At 42.7% G+C, this 16,729-nt stretch carries 17 protein-coding genes; 7 read left to right on the top strand and 10 right to left on the bottom strand.

What is annotated here, in order from left to right; genetic code table 11:
- Positions 1-68 precede the first annotated feature (68 nt).
- Positions 69-962, bottom strand: a complete 894-nt coding sequence (locus MuYL_RS17430; RefSeq protein ID WP_094571772.1) for a DUF3078 domain-containing protein — start codon at positions 960-962, stop codon at positions 69-71.
- Positions 963-1,246: 284 nt separating this feature from the next.
- On the opposite strand from MuYL_RS17430, the gene MuYL_RS17425 reads away from it, so the two are divergent.
- The 4 genes from MuYL_RS17425 (at position 1,247) to MuYL_RS17410 (ending at position 5,189) form a co-directional block, all read left to right on the top strand.
- A complete protein-coding gene (locus MuYL_RS17425) occupies positions 1,247-2,620 on the top strand; it encodes a ferritin-like domain-containing protein (RefSeq protein WP_094571771.1) in 1,374 nt (457 codons plus the stop codon).
- A 50-nt stretch (positions 2,621-2,670) separates the two neighbouring features.
- The gene (locus MuYL_RS17420) at positions 2,671-3,270 is read left to right on the top strand and encodes a hypothetical protein (protein WP_094571770.1); all 600 of its coding nucleotides are present in this window, start codon (positions 2,671-2,673) and stop codon (positions 3,268-3,270) included.
- 121 nt (positions 3,271-3,391) lie between these two features.
- A complete protein-coding gene (gene bufB / locus MuYL_RS17415) occupies positions 3,392-4,336 on the top strand; it encodes an MNIO family bufferin maturase (RefSeq protein ID WP_094571769.1) in 945 nt (314 codons plus the stop codon).
- A gap of 28 nt (positions 4,337-4,364) precedes the next feature.
- The gene (locus tag MuYL_RS17410; protein ID WP_094571768.1) at positions 4,365-5,189 is read left to right on the top strand and encodes an HvfC/BufC N-terminal domain-containing protein; all 825 of its coding nucleotides are present in this window, start codon (positions 4,365-4,367) and stop codon (positions 5,187-5,189) included.
- A 5-nt stretch (positions 5,190-5,194) separates the two neighbouring features.
- Here MuYL_RS17410 and MuYL_RS17405 read toward each other — a convergent pair whose 3' ends face one another.
- The 6 genes from MuYL_RS17405 to MuYL_RS17380 form a co-directional block, all read right to left on the bottom strand.
- The gene (locus MuYL_RS17405; RefSeq protein ID WP_094571767.1) at positions 5,195-6,544 is read right to left on the bottom strand and encodes an NRAMP family divalent metal transporter; all 1,350 of its coding nucleotides are present in this window, start codon (positions 6,542-6,544) and stop codon (positions 5,195-5,197) included.
- A 31-nt stretch (positions 6,545-6,575) separates the two neighbouring features.
- On the bottom strand, positions 6,576-7,208 hold the full coding sequence (locus MuYL_RS17400; RefSeq protein WP_094571766.1) for an HAD family hydrolase: 633 nt from the start codon (positions 7,206-7,208) through the stop codon (positions 6,576-6,578).
- Between the two features lie 17 nt (positions 7,209-7,225).
- On the bottom strand, positions 7,226-7,687 hold the full coding sequence (locus MuYL_RS17395) for a GNAT family N-acetyltransferase (RefSeq protein WP_094571765.1): 462 nt from the start codon (positions 7,685-7,687) through the stop codon (positions 7,226-7,228).
- Between the two features lie 9 nt (positions 7,688-7,696).
- Complete coding sequence (locus MuYL_RS17390; protein WP_094571764.1) at positions 7,697-8,047, bottom strand: DUF1801 domain-containing protein; 351 nt, start codon at positions 8,045-8,047, stop codon at positions 7,697-7,699.
- Position 8,048: 1 nt separating this feature from the next.
- Positions 8,049-9,263, bottom strand: coding sequence for an ROK family transcriptional regulator (locus tag MuYL_RS17385; protein ID WP_245845606.1), 1,215 nt, complete (start codon positions 9,261-9,263; stop codon positions 8,049-8,051).
- A 468-nt stretch (positions 9,264-9,731) separates the two neighbouring features.
- Entirely contained in the window at positions 9,732-12,128 is a 2,397-nt protein-coding gene (locus MuYL_RS17380; RefSeq protein WP_094571763.1) for a glycoside hydrolase family 3 N-terminal domain-containing protein, read from the bottom strand.
- 30 nt (positions 12,129-12,158) lie between these two features.
- On the opposite strand from MuYL_RS17380, the gene MuYL_RS17375 reads away from it, so the two are divergent.
- On the top strand, positions 12,159-12,791 hold the full coding sequence (locus tag MuYL_RS17375; RefSeq protein ID WP_245845605.1) for a DUF2147 domain-containing protein: 633 nt from the start codon (positions 12,159-12,161) through the stop codon (positions 12,789-12,791).
- Positions 12,792-12,856: 65 nt separating this feature from the next.
- On the opposite strand, the gene MuYL_RS17370 is transcribed toward MuYL_RS17375, so the two are convergent.
- On the bottom strand, positions 12,857-13,435 hold the full coding sequence (locus MuYL_RS17370) for a YceI family protein (protein ID WP_094573005.1): 579 nt from the start codon (positions 13,433-13,435) through the stop codon (positions 12,857-12,859).
- Positions 13,436-13,661: 226 nt separating this feature from the next.
- Between MuYL_RS17370 and MuYL_RS17365 the strand changes: the two genes are divergently transcribed.
- Entirely contained in the window at positions 13,662-14,663 is a 1,002-nt protein-coding gene (locus MuYL_RS17365) for an aldo/keto reductase (protein WP_094573004.1), read from the top strand.
- 131 nt (positions 14,664-14,794) lie between these two features.
- Entirely contained in the window at positions 14,795-15,058 is a 264-nt protein-coding gene (locus MuYL_RS17360) for a hypothetical protein (RefSeq protein ID WP_094571762.1), read from the top strand.
- A 202-nt stretch (positions 15,059-15,260) separates the two neighbouring features.
- On the opposite strand, the gene MuYL_RS17355 is transcribed toward MuYL_RS17360, so the two are convergent.
- Both MuYL_RS17355 and MuYL_RS17350 read right to left on the bottom strand, forming a co-directional pair.
- Positions 15,261-16,076, bottom strand: a complete 816-nt coding sequence (locus MuYL_RS17355; RefSeq protein ID WP_094571761.1) for an alpha/beta fold hydrolase — start codon at positions 16,074-16,076, stop codon at positions 15,261-15,263.
- Entirely contained in the window at positions 16,073-16,705 is a 633-nt protein-coding gene (locus MuYL_RS17350) for a hypothetical protein (RefSeq protein WP_094571760.1), read from the bottom strand. The genes MuYL_RS17355 and MuYL_RS17350 overlap by 4 nt, the downstream gene beginning before the upstream one ends.
- Positions 16,706-16,729 lie beyond the last annotated feature (24 nt).

Below are 16,729 nucleotides of genomic sequence, written 5' to 3'. Positions count from 1 at the left end.
GATAGTAAATAAAAAAGCAACACTTGGTGTGTTGCTTTCATTAAAAGTGACTAATATTTTACTTTATTTTAAAATTTATAGGTAACTCCGGCACCAAATATTTGTTTGGTTTGCAGAAGGGAGTGGTATTCGTTGACACCATTTTTCATCACGGGGATCTGAGCGTTCGGGTCATTTATCAATTCAACGCCTGCGTTTACCGTTACCAGTTTATTCACCTTCATGAAAATATTGGCAGTGTAGTCCATATAGATATCTCCGGGCTTTTTCAAATAATTGGAGTATAGTTTCAATATGTTTTCAAAAGCAATGTTTTCAAACAGGTTTACTTTGTAATAAGCATCCAGCGAGGCTCCAAATTGAAAAAGGCTCTTTTTGCCAGGGGTAACCCCATATGACCCTATGGAAGAAAGGGAGTCTTTTTGCACTACGGTAAAACGGCCCGCAGCCGGCGACAGGTTGATTCTGAAGTTGTCAGACCTTTTATAAGCAAAGCCGGGCCCGAATGTTAAATAGGCAGGCGCAAATGGTGCAGACAGCAATGTCCTGTTGCCGTCAGCATCGTAATTATAACCTTTTGTAAACTGGGTTTGAAAGTTGGCATAAAAAGTATAAAGCCAGTATTTTGATGCCTGGCGGCCCAGTAGGCTGTTTAAGATGATTCGGTCGTCATTTTTACGCCAACCGGTTCCGTTTTGCTTGCTGATGCCGTACCCGGCTATGGCCTTATTGTCCCAGCTCCATACACCTTTTTTATAATTAAAATCATAATCAAGCACAATGTTGGCTGCAACTGAGTTTACCCCGCCAGCTGCCCAGTTTGAAAATGAGCTTTGGTTTATAAGCAATGTGTTTTGGCCGTGTATGGTCCAGAATTTTGTGGTGTCTTTGGGCGGTGTCGTTTGCGAATAGCCTGTAAGGCAAGTAAATAAAAATGCGGAAATAAGAAGAAAATGTTTCATAGGCAGGTTGTTATTAATAATTTATCTAGTGGCAAATTTATAAAATTGTCTTAAAAGTCTAATGCGAAATTATGATGCGGTGATTCACCGTGCAAAAAAGCGACAATAGAAAGGGGATATAAGGTGCGTGAGCACAGTAATTGATACCGTGCTGTATTTACAGGGGTACATGCAAGGCGTGGGTTAAATGCTAACTGATTATCCATCAAATAGCATTTTTTAAGGAGTAATTTAGTTTTTTTAATTAATAAATATGCTTACTTTTAAAGCATAAACCTAAAACAATGTCACAAACTAAATTTTTCTCCAAAGATGGAGACAAAGTAACTCCCGAAAATATTGGCGAGGCTATTCAACAAGCTATTGAGATAGAAATTGCAACAATCCCCGTTTACCTATATACTTATTATTCTATAAACCGCTCGCCGGATCAGGATACTATAAGCGGATCGCTGGTACAAAAGTTGGTGGCGAAAGGAAAAACTGTTAAAGAAGCAAGTGCAATAGCCTTAGATTTGTCGGCCGCGATCATGGTGTTCTCTAACAAAGCCGGAGCGCTGATTATGAGTGTAGCTATAGAGGAGATGCTGCACATGGCGCTGTCGTCAAACCTTAAACAAGCACTCGCCGGCTTACCGGAACTGGCGGGTAAATCTCCTTCAAAATGGCCGGCTTGTTTGCCGGGTCATATTCCCGCATTTGATATTAACAGAGCAAAGCTTTCACAGGATCAGTTGATGACTTTCCTGAAAATTGAGAGTCCTGATCCGCTGCCTGATCCAAAACTGCTCCAGGTGATACAATACCGCACCATCGGAGAGTTTTATGATATGATATTGGCCTGTGTTGAAGATAACGACCTTCAATTCAGAACATTTTTGCCGCAGCTGGTAGAAGGAAAAGGCTATTATAACCAAAATAATATAGATACAATTTATTACGACAAGGAACATAAACCTCACTTTACTAACCAGGATGACAGCGGCGACCTGGTTTATATCCGTGACAAAGCTTCAGCCTCGAAAGCAATAAAATGTATTGTTGAGCAAGGTGAAGGAGCTAAAGCAAAAGGATTAAATCCTGACGGTTCTGTTGATTGCAGTGCTGTGGTGCCAGGCGATTTTGATGATCCGTCGAAAAAGGAAATGTCGCATTTTGAGAAGTTTGTGCAAATTTATTGCACCTATAAAAGCTTAAATAGCAAGTTTGCGGCGCTTGATATCGGCATCAATGATATAAACGAGTATTTTGTTGTTAACGTGGCCGAGAACCCGTTGACCAGTCACTATCCCGCTAATATTTCACCGGTATCTGATTTACTTAATGCTGTATATACCTACTTGTTTGTAATGGTCGAAGACTGTTACGTACAATCGGGTAATACGCAATGGGAGATTTTTATGTTTGGCATTCATAAATCAATGATCTTTATTTTGAATTCAATTTGCGGTGATATTATGAAGCTGAGTTATACCTCACCTGTTGACGGCAAGGTTTACGCAGCGGCGCCAACATTTGAGGATTACCCGTTCGGCTTGTTATCAAGTCCGAAGGCGCAATTGATAGACCTGTTTAATACAGCGGTAGCAGTTTACCCGGCAATTAGTTACCTAGGGCAGCGCATCCAGGATCTTCCTGACGTTCCATTGCATAATTAATAGTAAACCTTAATTAACAGATTAAACCATCACTAAAAATATAGCATATCATGGCTACTATAAAATACTCACCAAACCTATCATTATGCGGCGGCCCGGCACCTGCCCCCGCGCCGGCTCCAACGCCTTCAGTTACAGCAAGCACTGCAGCCCCGTCAGTTGAACTACATGTTTGTATGGGCTTAAATGCATGCAAAGGGCATGACCGTTATGCAACCAATAATTGCGCAGGTACCGGTTATTGCGCCACCGCGCAGCAACACAATTGCCAAACCCTTAATAATTGCCGCGGACAAGGCGGCTGCGGGCTTTATGGCGATATTGAAGCGCAGGAAAATCCGGGTAATAATGAATGCGCATGGCAGGGAAGCTGTGCTGTACCCATTCAGGCTGAACGTTTCAGAACAATGGGCCCGGAAAGAGGTAAAAGCGTATGGCTGCAGGCCCGTAAACTATTTGAACAAAGAATGTTAAAGGCTAAAAGAAATTATGGTGATGCTCCATTTAAATGCGGCCCGCCTCAAAATTGGCTGGTATCGGTGTTAGGGTCTTATGATTCATGCGGTAACAGTGGCGATAAAGTTTGCTCTTTTGGTTTTAATGATCCTGCCGGTCATGGAAAGAAACTTTGTGAAGGCGAAAAAGAGTAACTCACAACATGCCCACTCATCTCTAGCAGAGGAGTGGCTAAAAAGTTATTGAAATTCTAAAGGCGTGAAGCTAAAATCACCTTTCCCGGCGAGGTTTTAGCTGTGGCAATGGATTAACAGGATGATTGAAAAAAAGGAAAAATATAGTGATTTGATAAATAGCTTGCCTAACCCCGGGCTTGGCCTGGGGTTACGGAGCAAGCATTTTAATTACATCCTTGATCATAGCCCGGCGGTTGACTGGTTTGAAGTGATCTCGGAAAATTTTATGGATTCCGGCGGCAGGCCACGCGATGTTTTGAAACAAATAGCAGCGCGATACCCGGTTGTAATGCATGGGGTATCACTGTCCATAGGCAGCACAGACCCGCTAAATAAAGAATATCTTACCAAACTAAAACAGCTTGCCGCCGAAGTAAAACCGCTCTGGGTCAGCGACCACTTATGCTGGACAGGTATTAACAGCCTGAATACGCATGATCTTTTACCGGTTGTTTTAAATGAGGAATCATTAAAAAACGTATGCTTGCGAATAAACGAGGTTCAGGACTTTTTACAGCGCCCCTTAGTTTTTGAAAACCCCAGTACGTACTTAACCTTTAAACATTCAACCATTCCCGAATACGATTTTTTACGCTACATGGCCGAAGAAACCGGCTGCGGCTTACTGCTTGATGTAAACAATGTATACGTATCCGCCTTTAATAATGATTTTGATCCTGTGCACTATATTCATCAATTACCCCATCACCGTATTGTACAGATGCACATAGCCGGTCACCAGCATTGCGGCACCCATATTATTGATACACATGACAGGCAGGTGGTACAGGATGTATGGAGGCTGTTTGCTTTGGCGTGGCGGCTTACCGGCGGTGTGGCTACCTTATTGGAATGGGATAGCAATATCCCGGATTTTGAAGCTTATCATACAGAGTTGTTAAAAGCAAAGCAGCACATGAGCGGTATTTTGAATCAAGAATCCGGCCCCGAAAAATTAGAGTATAATAATGATGCTATATCAAATCCGGTTAATTTTTTAGTGAATGATATCGTGGTTAATTAGTTATAAATGCGGCAAAGCAAAGTAAATAATGAATTCAAATAACGCATTTTCTTTAACTGAATTGCAAAATTGGATGCAGGGTATGCTGGTGCACCATATACCTGTAGATAACAGTAATACAGAACAAGTTGTTGCAATTGAAAATGTGGTTAACGCATCCCAAAGGCTAAGTGCAGTAAGGCATCTTGATATTTACCGGTATAGCTATATCGCCAGGCTAAGAGCCTGTATGCACAGTCAGTTTAGCGCTCTTGCGTTTGCTTTGGGTAATGAGTTGTTCGAACTGTTTGCCGATCAATACCTGGATACCTACCCTTCCCACAGTTATACACTGAATACCCTTGGCGAAAATTTTGCTACTTTTTTACAGGAGACGCGACCTGACGCCGGCCTTGAACAAAAGGAAAACTGGCCCGATTTTATGATAGAACTTGCCGGGTTTGAATATGCCCTTTCAGTTATATTTGATGAGCCATCGGCCAACAACAATACAATTGCTACCATTGATACTGCCGACGATTTACTAACGCTTACACCTGTACTGCACCTCTTTCAACATCAGTTCCCCATTTGCAGTTATTACCTGCAGTTTAGCCAGGGAGCACTGCCTGAACTGCCTTTCCCTGAAGAAAGCTATTGTGCGGTTACCCGCCATAATTTTAAGCTTGGGCTGTTTACTATAAGAGGGGCGCAATACTGTTTTTTAAAAAGCATGCAGGGCGGCAATACGGTTGATGGGGCCATGAATTACCTGGTAAAAACTTTTAACTTTCAGCGGGCCGGTATTGATAGCATCTGGCCGGAATGGAAGCGTAGTTTTATTGAGGCTGGTTTTTTTGAACAAAGGCAATAAGATCCTTAAAGAATGGTATAAAACATAGCAATAGCTGCTGCGCCCATAGCGGCAAAAGTTGCCCAAAGAATGGTTTTAGAGAGCCAGCCGCTTTTAAACTCACCCATTATTGTGTCGTCGCTTGAAATTTTAATAATCAAAAACAAAAGCGGAACTGCCGCAACACCGTTTAATACAGCGGCATAAACCAATGCCTTAACCGGGTTAATCCCGATAAAATTTAACAGCAGCCCTACAACGGTAGCGGCAATAATTATACTGTAAAATCCTTTGGCCTTGTTTAGTTTTAAGTTAAGGCTTGCTTTCCAGTTAAATGCTTCGGCTACCGAATATGCGGCTGAACCCGAAAGTACCGGGATTGCCAGCATCCCTAGGCCCATAATGCCAATAGAAAATATCAGCTTTGATAAAAAGCCTGCATGTGGAAAGCTATGCACCAAAGGCTCTATCGCCTTAGCAGCGTCAGCAGCTGTTTTAACATCGTGCACACCGCTGTTATGTAAAACCGTAGCCCCAACTACTATAATGCACCAGGTAGCAAATTCAGAAAATATCATCCCGAAAGTATTATCAAGCCGCATCCGGTGTACGCTCATCCAACTGATCCTCGGCTTCCCTTTGGTCAACAGGTGTTTTTCTTTATCCTCTTCCACCTCCTGAGATGCTTCCCAAAAAAACATATAAGGCGAAATAGTGGTGCCTAAAACACCGGTTATAATAAACAGAAAAGCAAAGGAGAATTCAAAATGAGGGGTTATCGTTGCTTTTAAAACGGTAACCCAGGGCTGCTGTACTATAAATACGGTAATTGGATAAGCAAGGAGTGTAATTGCCAGCCACTTCAGGATTTTTGAATAAACCTTATAATTTGTATATACCTCCAGCAGCAATATGATTGAAGTAAATACCAGGGTGAGTACAACAAAAGGTATTGGTACAAGCAACTGAGCGGCGGCGGCCATTGCCCCCAGGTCGGCACCTATATTTATCACATTGGCAATAACTACTAACGAAACTACGGCATACAAAACACCGCTGCTGTAGCGCTCCTTAACTATTGTGGTAATGCCCTTGCCGGTTACTAAACCTATTCGGGCGCAGGCTTCCTGTACGGCGGTCATTAAAGGGAGCATATAGAGTGCGGTCCACAACTGGCCGTAACCAAACTGGGCCCCTGTTTGTGAATAGGTAGCTATACCTGATGGATCATCATCAGCCGCCCCGGTTACAAGGCCGGGACCAAGAATACGCCAAAAACCTTTAATTTTAGCTGCAACCCCCGTTCGTTTTTTCATATAGGATAATGACAGGTTGAAGTTAAGGTGTTTATTTGGCTTATCACTATTTGTGATCATCAATATGATGATTACTTAGCAGGTAATAGCCTTATAGCTCCATAAAATAATCCGTCAGCGATTTAAAATCATCAAACTTTAAATCATAATCTGCTGTATCCCCGAAGCCGTAACTCACAAACACAAACGGAACACCTGCCTTACGGCTTTCGTCGCCGTCGCCGGCAGTATCGCCAATGTACACGGGGCTTTTGAGGCCGTGTTGATCCATCAATAATTTTATGTTATGATTTTTAGGCATAAAGTTTACTCCATGGGCAAGTTCATCCGTAATATGTTTATCAATACCCGCCCAGTCAATAAACAGTCTGATGATGCCTTTGGCACAGTTACTCAATATAAAAACCGGGTATTTTTCAGCCAGTTGCTGCAATCCTTCTTTAACACCATCATACAAAATGCCGCCCATCTGTGGCAGCAGGCTGCGCCGCCTCTCGTTAACCGTAGCGTAGATAAACTGGCGTTTCTCGTCGTCAAAGTCAGGCATAATATGGGCAATAACTTTTCGGCCCTCCATGCCAACCATTTTTGCCAGCTCATCACGGGTAACAATAATGTCTATCTCCATTTCCCTGAATATCACATTCCACGATTCGGCGTAGGTATCAACGGCATCCCAAAGGGTCCCGTCCATGTCAAATATCAGGCTATCGGGTTTTTGCATAGCTTTTGTTTATGTATTTAAAGTTGAATTTGGTAAACCAAAAAAGATCCTGCTGCCTGCTTTTTTACAAAGCCAATAGCTTCGTAAAGGCTTTGGGCCGTGTAGTTATCTGCTGCGGTTTCCAGCTTCAGGTAAGTTGCGCCATTATTGCCTGCAAATTCCATGGCCATTTTTATCAGGGCTTCGCCAATGCCCTGTTTACGAAAAGCAGCATCAACAAACAGGTCATTAAGTAACCAGTTTCTTGTTGCCTTAACTGACGAGAGCAGCGGGTATAGCTGTGTAAATCCTGCCGGCGTCTGTTCGCCGTTATCATTAGTTAACGCTGCAAAAATTACTGATTCATTATTTTGCAGACGTGATTTTATAAAATGCCCGGCCAAATCCAGGTCTGAAGGCTGTTTATAAAATACCCGGTAACTATTGAAAAGAGGGATAACCAGATGATAATCAGAAATCGTTATTCTTTTAATTTGCATAGCAGTTTATCAGTTAGGGTACAAGTCGATCGCCATTTGCAAAATGCTGTCGATCATATCAATTGGAGCATCCTGCTTTGCATCTATTTGCATCGTTTTCATCCGGGCGCGTTTTTCTATGATCAATAACGGGTGATCGATCTTCCTGCCTTCAACAATACCGAGGTAGGGATTATGAGTTTTTCTATTGATCCATAAGTAGCAGAACATTTTTCCTTTGTAGCAGTAAAACGGCATGCCATACTTCCATGATTCGGTGATGTTCGTATCGAAATTCAGGATGTGTTCCCTCAAAAACAGGAGGCAGCCTTTTGCAGGTTCATCCTGGTTTAAAAAGAAGTTATCAATAGCGCGGAGCATGTTAAATACTTACCACCTGGCTCTTAACTTCTTTATCGAAATTTTCCATTACCAGTATAGCTGCACCTATCAGTTCGGCATCAAAGCCCAGTTCTGACACCAATAGTTCAGTACCGCCCGAAAGACGGGGGATACAATATTTATGCAAAGCCTGCTGTATGGGTGCTAAAAGTATTTTCCCAACTTTTGCACCGCGCCCGCTTAACACAATAGCCTGCGGGTTCATAATATGGATCAGTATAGCCAGCGCCTTTCCTATCTTATAGCCCGAATCTGCAAATAGTTCAATTGCAAACTGGTCGCCCTTGTTGGCCGCGGCCATTATTGCATCGCCCATTTGCTTGCTTTGCGCATCGCCGGCTATTTTAAGGCTGGTAACCCGTCCATGTTTAATTCCTTCAATGGCCCTGGTTGATACTACCAGCATAGACGCTTCGGCTTCCAGGCATCCCCTTTTTCCGCATTCACACAGCGCGCCATCCTCTGATAGCGGGATATGGCTAAATTCGCCTGCAAACCCGTTTCGTCCTCTGAAAAGTTCACCATTTACAATCATACCCAGGCCAATACCCCAGCTCAGGTTTATTACCATCACTTCTTTTTGCCATTTGGCTATGCCGAATTTTTGTTCGGCAAGTGCTATCAGGCTCGAGTCGTTGTCAATGTATGTAGGTAAACCGGTTTCATCGGCTATATATTGCGACAGGCTGCTGTCGCCGGTTTTAAGGTAAGTGTAATTGTTGCCTTTAACCGGATCAATAAAGCCGGGCATCCCTATCCCTATCCCGGTGATCTTTTCTTTAAGTATTCCGCAATTGTCGAGATATTGGTTAATATGATCAACAAGAGTATGCACGGCATAATCGTTGCCGGCAAGCTTCAGTTCAAACATCATCATATCAGCAACCGGCTGGTTGCGCAGGTCAACCAGCTGAATGCGGGTATTCATCTGGTCCATAGCTACAGCCAGTATATACATGGCATCGGCATTAATGGCATACATCAGCGGCCGGCGTCCACCGCTGGATGGGGCGTAGCCCTGTTCAACCACGAAACCTTTCTCAATTAATTCATTAAGTGCCTTGGCTATTGAAGGGATACTTTTATCAAATAATTCACTTAGTTCAGCACATGACATCGCCTTGTCAAAATAAAGGCATTTGGTTATCATGTGCTTAAGCTGCATGCCCTTTACACTTTTAGTTTTAAGTTCCATTCAATAATATAGTGTTAATAAGCTCATCGCTGCGTGGCAGCAGGTTTATTTTCTTCTAAAATTAGGAAAAATGCAGAAATATCCAAGCAGCAATAAACTATAAGTAAGCATTAAAATTAATTTTTTTACGGCAAATGAGGTGTTTCTGCTTACTAAAAAGTGTTATCAGAAGCTCGGAATCCGGTCTTTATATTCGTGGCATGTTTTTAAATATCTAATAAAACCTTTTGAATCAATTATTTATCAATTAGTTTATCTCCGGCTATCATAACTTTAAAAAGGCAGGAATTATTAACCTGACTTTTCTGCAAATGGAATAATTAAATACTTTCTTTATGAGATATATAATTAACTATTTTGAGTTGTGATGGTACTGTTAAAGTTGGTTGTATCCTGTTAAATCTATTTATCGGTTGCATGGAGTGTTTTATTGGGAAGACAGCAATTAAATCCAGCCTCCGAAATCCTTTACTTCTCCACCTCAAACTCTTTCTTCAGCTTAATATCCTCGGATGACTGCCCGATCATTACCATAAATTTGCCGGGTTCTACCGTCCAGTTCATGTTTTTATCCAAAATAGCCAGGTCATCAGGATGCAGGGTGAAGGTTACCGTTCTTTTTTCACCGGGATTGAGGCTGATTCGCTCAAAGCCGCGCAGGTCATATTCATAAACGGTAACGCTACTGATCTCCTGTTTAAGGTAAAGCTGTACCACGTCGTCGCCTTTGCGCTGCCCGGTATTAGTTACATCAACGGTTACGGTTACATCGCCCTGCTGATTTTCTTTTTCGGGCGATACCTGTAGGTTCTCATAAGTAAATGTGGTGTAACTTAAGCCGTAGCCAAAAGGATACAATGCGCCGTTTACGCTGGTCTTGCCCCAGCTATTTGAACCGTTCTGCCCGGCCTGTGAGCCTGGTTTAAAAGGGAAGTTAAATTCAATCTGGCCAACCGTTTTCGGAAAGGTAATAGAAAGCTTGCCACCGGGGTTGTTGTCACCAAATAAAGTTTCGGCAATAACCTTACCACTTTCAGGGCCGGGGAACCATGCTTCCAAAATAGCAGGCACATATTTGTTTTCCCAGTTTATGGTAAGCGGCTGTCCGTTTATCATTACCATTACTACCGGCTTACCTGTGGCCTGTAATGCCTGGATCAGTTTTAGTTGACGTCCCGGTAAATTTAACCCTGTGCGCGACAGGCTTTCGCCCACGCGTTCCACATCTTCGCCCACTACAGCAATTACCACATCGGCATTTTTAGCTGCGGAAACGGCTGAATCTATGCCTGCCTGTTCGTTAGCGGTAAGCGGGGTTTCAATAATTTCGCTCTCCGGCCAGGTAGCGTCAACTATATTACAGCCTTTAACATAAGCAACAGTGGCGGAACCCCTTACGTAGTTTTTTATCCCGTCAAGCACATTGGTAACCGGGTTATGTGATGGGCCGTAACGACTGATGGCGTAGTTTTTTTCGGCAGCCAGTGGACCGGTTACCAGTATATTTTTAATTTTTACTTTATTCAACGGTAGCAGGTTACCCTGGTTTTTTAACAGAACCATGGCCTCGCGGTTCATTTGCAGGCCCATGCCAGCTGATGCTTCGCTGTGCACAATTTTATCAGCCGCATTTGGATCTTTTACGTAGGGAGAATCAAACAAACCCAGCTTGAACTTTACCCGCAGCACATCGCCTACCCGCGAATCAAGCGTTTTCATACTGATCCTGCCTTCTTTATAAAGTTGCCGCAAGGGCATAATGTAAGTTTGCGGCATACTAAAGTTAGTGCGCACATTTAAACCAGCTTCAAATGCCTGGCGCACAGCTTCCTTAATATCGCCTGCTACATGGTGTTTGCTATACAGGTATTCAACGGCTTCGCTGTCAGAAACCACATAGCCATTAAAGCCGAATTTTTGCCGGAGCAGTTCCGTTAAAAAATAGTAGCTTCCTGTTATTGGTTCACCGTTCCAATCATTGTAGCTGCTCATTACACCCAGCGGGTGTGCTTCCTGGATCACCCTGCGAAATGGATATAAGTAAAGTTGGTACATTTCGCGCGGTGCCACATGCGGATCGGTCCGTGCGGCGCCGTCGCGGCCGCCCTTGGGCACGCTGTAAACCGCGTAATGCTTTAAAGTTGATGCTACGCCTTCTTCCTGGATCCCCAGCGTCATCTGTTTACCCAGTTCGGCTATTAAAAACGGATTTTCGCCATAGGTTTCCACCACGCGGCCCCAGCGCTGGTCGCGGGAAACATCCAGTATTGGCGCATAAACATTGGTATAGCCCAGCGCCTTTGCTTCCTTGCCTACGGTTTGCCCTGCGCGGCGTACGAGTTCCTTATCCCAGGTACTGCCAATGGCAATAGGGGCGGGGAGTGGCGTTGCCCGGTCGTGGTTGAGCCCGTGGATACCTTCGTTGGTGAAATCAACCGGAATGCCCATTCGGGTTTCTTCAACAAACCATTTTTGGATAGTATTTATAGCTGATGCATGTTTGCTGTACGGATAGGAATATTGTGTGGGGGCATCATCCGTTTTTGAGGTTAAGTTATTCAGTTCTTCATCAATATTAGCAATGCCATCTTTCCAAACCTCGTTTTTCCATGATGGTGCGGGCATTTCTTCTTTCAAAACCCTCTTGTACCCATACAAAGTAGCCAGCTGGCATGTTTTTTCTTCAATCGTCATCTGGCTCAGCAGATCCGTAATTCGCTTATCAATGGTTTGCGACGGGTCCTCAAATACATCCATCTTACCATTCTTATTAAAGTCAACCCAGCCTTTGTGATAAATATTTTTCGATTGAGCAAAGGTGAAGAAGCAGTATGGAAGGAGCAACAGCACTAGCAGTTTTTTCATGAGGACAGGACAATTGGTTAATTCAAATATATGAGTTGTGTAGCAGATACACCATTAGTGCCTGTAAAAAAAACGATGGGGAAAGGCCGCGAAAGGGCAGAATTTGATAAGGGAAGTTTGAATTGGCAGAAGTTAATCAGGGCCAAACCAGCTATCTATAATATTGGCATCACTATTGTTTTAATATTAAACATATATATATGTTGGATGCTCACTAAACAACTGCTCGGCTTTTTTATGCTGTTTTTAAGTACAACCGTCGCCCTAAAAGGACAGGCTTTTAAGCCTTCTGAAAGGATTTGCGGGAAGTGGGAGTCTAAAGACAAAGATTTAAGAATCAATGTTTACATGGAGCAAGGTCAGTTTGTGGTGAAAATAGCATGGTTTAGCGACACTGATGGAAAACCTATGGATTACTGGACAGACAGGCGTAATCCTAACCCGGCATTGCGCGGCAGGAAAATACTTGGCATGAGCATTTTGCGTAACCTTGAATATCACCCCAACACGGATAGCTGGGAAAATGGGATGATTTACGACTCGAAACACGGCCGGGAATGGAATTCATCGGCCTATATTGATAAAAAAGGAGAACTAAAGGTAAAAGGCTACTGGCACTTTAAATGGATAGGTAAAACCATGACATTTACCCGGATTAAGTAAAAAAAAAGCTCAAAGCATTAAGGGTTAACCTTTCGCTTTGAGCTTTTTTTTTTAATTGGGGTTAATTAGTTTGCTTTTGCGAATTCGCCGTTAGCTTTAACAGTAACTTCATCACTTAGCATTGGCGAACCATATTTGCTGCCGAAGCCAAAGTCAGAACGTTTGATGGTTCCTGTAACCTGGAAACCTGCGTCATCAGCTTTGCTCATTGGGTTGGTAATAGTACCACGGTACCAAAGTTCAAAACTAACTGCCCTGGTTACACCGTGTAAGGTTAAATTACCGTTTAATTTATAACGGTTAGCAGCAGAACCTTTGCTGATACCTGTACTAACAAAAGTAAGGGTTGGGAAATTTGCAACGTCGAAGAAATCGCCTGATTTAAGGTGGCCATCGCGTTGGTCGTTTGCGGTATTTACAGAAGAAGCAGTAGCGGTCATGGTAAATTTAGCATCGCTAAAATCTGGTTTTGTAGCAACTACAGTAGCAGAAAAATCTTTGAACTCACCATCAACATCAGAAACGGCTAAGTGAGTAATGGTAAATTGTAAGCGTGAGTGTGCTTTGTCAGAATTCCAGGTAGTTTGTGCAAACGCAGCCGTGTTTAATAAAGCTGCTGCTGCTAAAATAAATAATTTTTTCATGATTGTTTTTTTGTCTTTTTTGAGATTTAATTTCTTTGTCACAAATGTAATACAAAGATTTATCTGTGCAATCAAAAAAAGATGTTTAAACATCTTTTTTACAATTTGGTGATTGGGGGGATGGATTTTACAGCGAAAACAACTGATATCAATTGGCTTTACTTAAACGGCAGATAAAACAATGCAGTTCAATTTCGCGTTTTATATATTTGTAAAAACATCTATTATGAAATTCAGGGAACTTGGAAAAACCGGCGAAAAACTGTCAGCAATAGGATTAGGCTGCATGGGAATGAACCATGGTTACGGAACATTCAATGATGAAGAATCAATAGCAACCTTAAACCTTGCGCTTGACCTCGGAATCAATTTTTGGGATACTGCTGATGTTTATGCCAACGGCAAAAATGAGGAGCTGGTATCCAAGGTTCTTTCCGCCAACCGTGATAAGGTATTTATAGCGACAAAATTTGGCTTCAGACAAAAAGAAGGCGACGCCGCTTTCCCGGGAACTGCGGGATCTTATTTTGACGGATCGCCGGCTTACCTGAAAACAGCTGTTGAAAAAAGCCTAAAAAGGTTAAATATTGAAACTATTGATCTTTACTACGCTCACCGAATTGATCCTAACGTGCCGGTTGAGGAAATGGTTGGTGCAATGGCGGGGCTGGTAAAGGAAGGGAAAGTAAGATACCTGGGTTTGTCAGAAGCATCTGCGGCATCACTGCGCAAAGCCAATGCGGTGCACCCCATAGCTGCGTTGCAGAGTGAATATTCTGTCCTTACCCGCGATGTGGAGGCTGAGATATTGCCCGTATGCCGCGAACTCGGAATTTCGCTGGTGCCGTTTAGCCCTTTATCACGGGGGTTAATTACCAATACATTAAATATTGACGAGCTTGGCAGTAACGATTTTAGAAAGACTTTGCCCCGTTTCAGCGACGATTATAAAGACAATAACCAGCAGCTTGCGGCTGCCTTTTCCGAACTGGCCGCACAAAAAGAATGTACACCTGCGCAATTAGCCCTGGCGTGGGTACTTGCACAGGGTAACGATATTATCCCGATTCCTGGCACTAAAAAAACAAAATACCTGCGTGAAAACGCGGCCTCGGTTAATATTGAGTTATCGGCTGCAGATTTAACGGATATTCAGCATACGCTTGACAAATACCCTAACACGGGGATGCGCTATGGTGAAGGTGCATTTAAGTTGGTTAACAATTAACCGTTAAAAAAAAGAATGTGTTTTAACGGGTCGGTTACCCCGTTAAAACACCCCCTAAAATCTGGGTTATAATACCCTCCTTAATTATTTGTATCCCATGGCATTAGCGATTAGCTTTGTTTTACTAAACCATGGGAGCGATAGAAGTAATTATAAGAGATCAGGCCTACCGGATTATCCGCAATGATGCAGATAACTATACCTTTAGCGTATTTAACTATGCTACCTGCCATATTATTGCCAAAAACGATTTTGGAATATGGAAACGTGTGCAACACCTGTTTGGTACCGAGATCATCCCGATAGACGAAATTGGTGACATAATTGACAAAGATTATACGCCATGGCCTGCGGCGGATGGGGAGTCGCCCGAAAGAAGAAAGACGGGAAGCTGATAGGTATTGAACCCTTTTCCTGGTTGAACTTAGCAGCATAGCAAATAATACTGCTTATAAATAATTGCCTATAGACATCCTTTCCGGTGAGAGGGCAAGGATCTATATATGTTGAGTGCCGGCCCCTTTTCGCACAGAGAAGGGGCTTGTTTTATAAAGCAAAATTAGATTCAGAATAATTAACGTTTATTTTTTTGAGTCGTCAAAATGATTTTAGGGAGAAAAAGTCAGCTACTTTTTTATTGAATTCAGCGGCGTGTTCAATCAACGTTCCATGCCCCGAATTTGGTACTACCCATAAGTATCCGTTTTTGATGTTCTGGAAAATTAAATTGGTGTGTTCAACCGGTATCAGGTCGTGATCGCCGCAAATAATCAGCGAAGGGCATTGAATGGCTTTTAATGCTGTAAGCGGTATATTTGGCTGTACCCAATCCAGCATAAATATCTTCCAGTCGTTTTTTTCTTTGGCGGTATTACGCGGCTTATCTTTGTCCTTATTGTATTGATTGCGCATATCTTTCCATAGTGAGGGAATAAGCGCAGTTGAATCAGGCCATAAATTGGCTCCTGTTGATGCGAATTTGATCACTTTATTCGGGTAACGCATAGCGAGCAGGATGGCGTTTATGCCGCCATCGCTCCAGCCAATTACGTAGCTTTTTTTGATGTGCAGGGTATCGAGCAGGGCCGAAAAATCATCAGCCATCATTTCAAAGCTTAATGAATCCCTGCCGTCGGTTGATTTGCCATGGGCGCGGCTATCTACCGCAATAACCTTATATTTTTTGGCAAAGTAAGGAATGGTTTTACTAAATGCCGAAATGCTGCCGCCATTGCCATGGATCAATAACAGCGGTTTGCCTTTACCATAGATCTCGCAATACATTTTAATGCCTCGGATATTGTAATATTTACCTGCCTTCGGGTTATTGCCGTATGAAACAGGCTTTTGCTGGCAATTGCAAAATGAAATTGCAAATTGAAACGCACAAGTTAGGATCAATAATTTTTTCATAGCGTGCCGTATTTAAATATAAAAATAAGTATCGGAATTAAAATGGCAAGTGCCACACCTAAAGGTACCCAAACAGGCTTTAACCTGTAAAGTGTTTCCTTGCCAATAAAATTATTCCAAAAAAAAGCGTTCATAGTGTAGCCGCCAATCATCCCTAAAAATATTCCTGCCCCGGTTGGCAAATTTAAGGTTTGCGCAAGCACTATGGTAAATGCAGTATAACCAAGTCCAAACAATACCACAAGTAACGCTTTGCCCGTTTTTTCAACCTTGGCAACATTAATAGCCAGCATTACAGACGCAAAAAAAACGCTGAAAAGAATGGCGAAAACGTAAACAGCGCGTTTAGAATAAAAGGCCGGGGCAGCAGGGTCCTCCACTTGGTTGTTGCCGTCGCTGTATTTAAATAAGTTAATGTTTTCCTGTCCGCCTGCAGCAAGTTCTCTGCGCGCCTGCATATCTTCAGCTATTACTTTCAGCTCTTCATCTGAAAATTCAACGCCTCTTATTTTTAATTCATCAACGGCAGCTTCTACTGTTTCCGGTAAATATTTTTCGCGATTATCAATACAGTAATGAAGTTCTTCGTCTGATTTTATGGCAGCACGCAACTTGAAATTATCATCCATTGTTTAAATTTTCAACAGGGGTTT

It is taken from the genome of Mucilaginibacter xinganensis (assembly GCF_002257585.1).
Classification (GTDB): domain Bacteria; phylum Bacteroidota; class Bacteroidia; order Sphingobacteriales; family Sphingobacteriaceae; genus Mucilaginibacter; species Mucilaginibacter xinganensis.
Note: the sequence above shows the minus strand (reverse complement) of the source record. Positions and strands in the feature narration are given on the sequence as shown.

Excerpts from the sequence above, each read along its gene's own strand:
- MuYL_RS17380 (WP_094571763.1), bottom strand. The coding sequence starts at position 12,128 with ATGAAAAAACTGCTAGTGCTGTTGCTCCTTCCATACTGCTTCTTCACC.
- MuYL_RS17360 (WP_094571762.1), top strand. The coding sequence starts at position 14,795 with ATGGGAGCGATAGAAGTAATTATAAGAGATCAGGCCTACCGGATTATC.
- MuYL_RS17355 (WP_094571761.1), bottom strand. The coding sequence starts at position 16,076 with ATGAAAAAATTATTGATCCTAACTTGTGCGTTTCAATTTGCAATTTCA.
- MuYL_RS17375 (WP_245845605.1), top strand. The coding sequence starts at position 12,159 with ATGAGTTGTGTAGCAGATACACCATTAGTGCCTGTAAAAAAAACGATG.
- MuYL_RS17390 (WP_094571764.1), bottom strand. The coding sequence starts at position 8,047 with ATGCTCCGCGCTATTGATAACTTCTTTTTAAACCAGGATGAACCTGCA.
- MuYL_RS17400 (WP_094571766.1), bottom strand. The coding sequence starts at position 7,208 with ATGCAAAAACCCGATAGCCTGATATTTGACATGGACGGGACCCTTTGG.
- MuYL_RS17395 (WP_094571765.1), bottom strand. The coding sequence starts at position 7,687 with ATGCAAATTAAAAGAATAACGATTTCTGATTATCATCTGGTTATCCCT.
- MuYL_RS17405 (WP_094571767.1), bottom strand. The coding sequence starts at position 6,544 with ATGATCACAAATAGTGATAAGCCAAATAAACACCTTAACTTCAACCTG.
- MuYL_RS17385 (WP_245845606.1), bottom strand. The coding sequence starts at position 9,263 with ATGGAACTTAAAACTAAAAGTGTAAAGGGCATGCAGCTTAAGCACATG.
- MuYL_RS17430 (WP_094571772.1), bottom strand. The coding sequence starts at position 962 with ATGAAACATTTTCTTCTTATTTCCGCATTTTTATTTACTTGCCTTACA.
- MuYL_RS17370 (WP_094573005.1), bottom strand. The coding sequence starts at position 13,435 with ATGAAAAAATTATTTATTTTAGCAGCAGCAGCTTTATTAAACACGGCT.
- bufB (WP_094571769.1), top strand. The coding sequence starts at position 3,392 with ATGATTGAAAAAAAGGAAAAATATAGTGATTTGATAAATAGCTTGCCT.
- MuYL_RS17350 (WP_094571760.1), bottom strand. The coding sequence starts at position 16,705 with ATGGATGATAATTTCAAGTTGCGTGCTGCCATAAAATCAGACGAAGAA.
- MuYL_RS17425 (WP_094571771.1), top strand. The coding sequence starts at position 1,247 with ATGTCACAAACTAAATTTTTCTCCAAAGATGGAGACAAAGTAACTCCC.
- MuYL_RS17410 (WP_094571768.1), top strand. The coding sequence starts at position 4,365 with ATGAATTCAAATAACGCATTTTCTTTAACTGAATTGCAAAATTGGATG.
- MuYL_RS17420 (WP_094571770.1), top strand. The coding sequence starts at position 2,671 with ATGGCTACTATAAAATACTCACCAAACCTATCATTATGCGGCGGCCCG.
- MuYL_RS17365 (WP_094573004.1), top strand. The coding sequence starts at position 13,662 with ATGAAATTCAGGGAACTTGGAAAAACCGGCGAAAAACTGTCAGCAATA.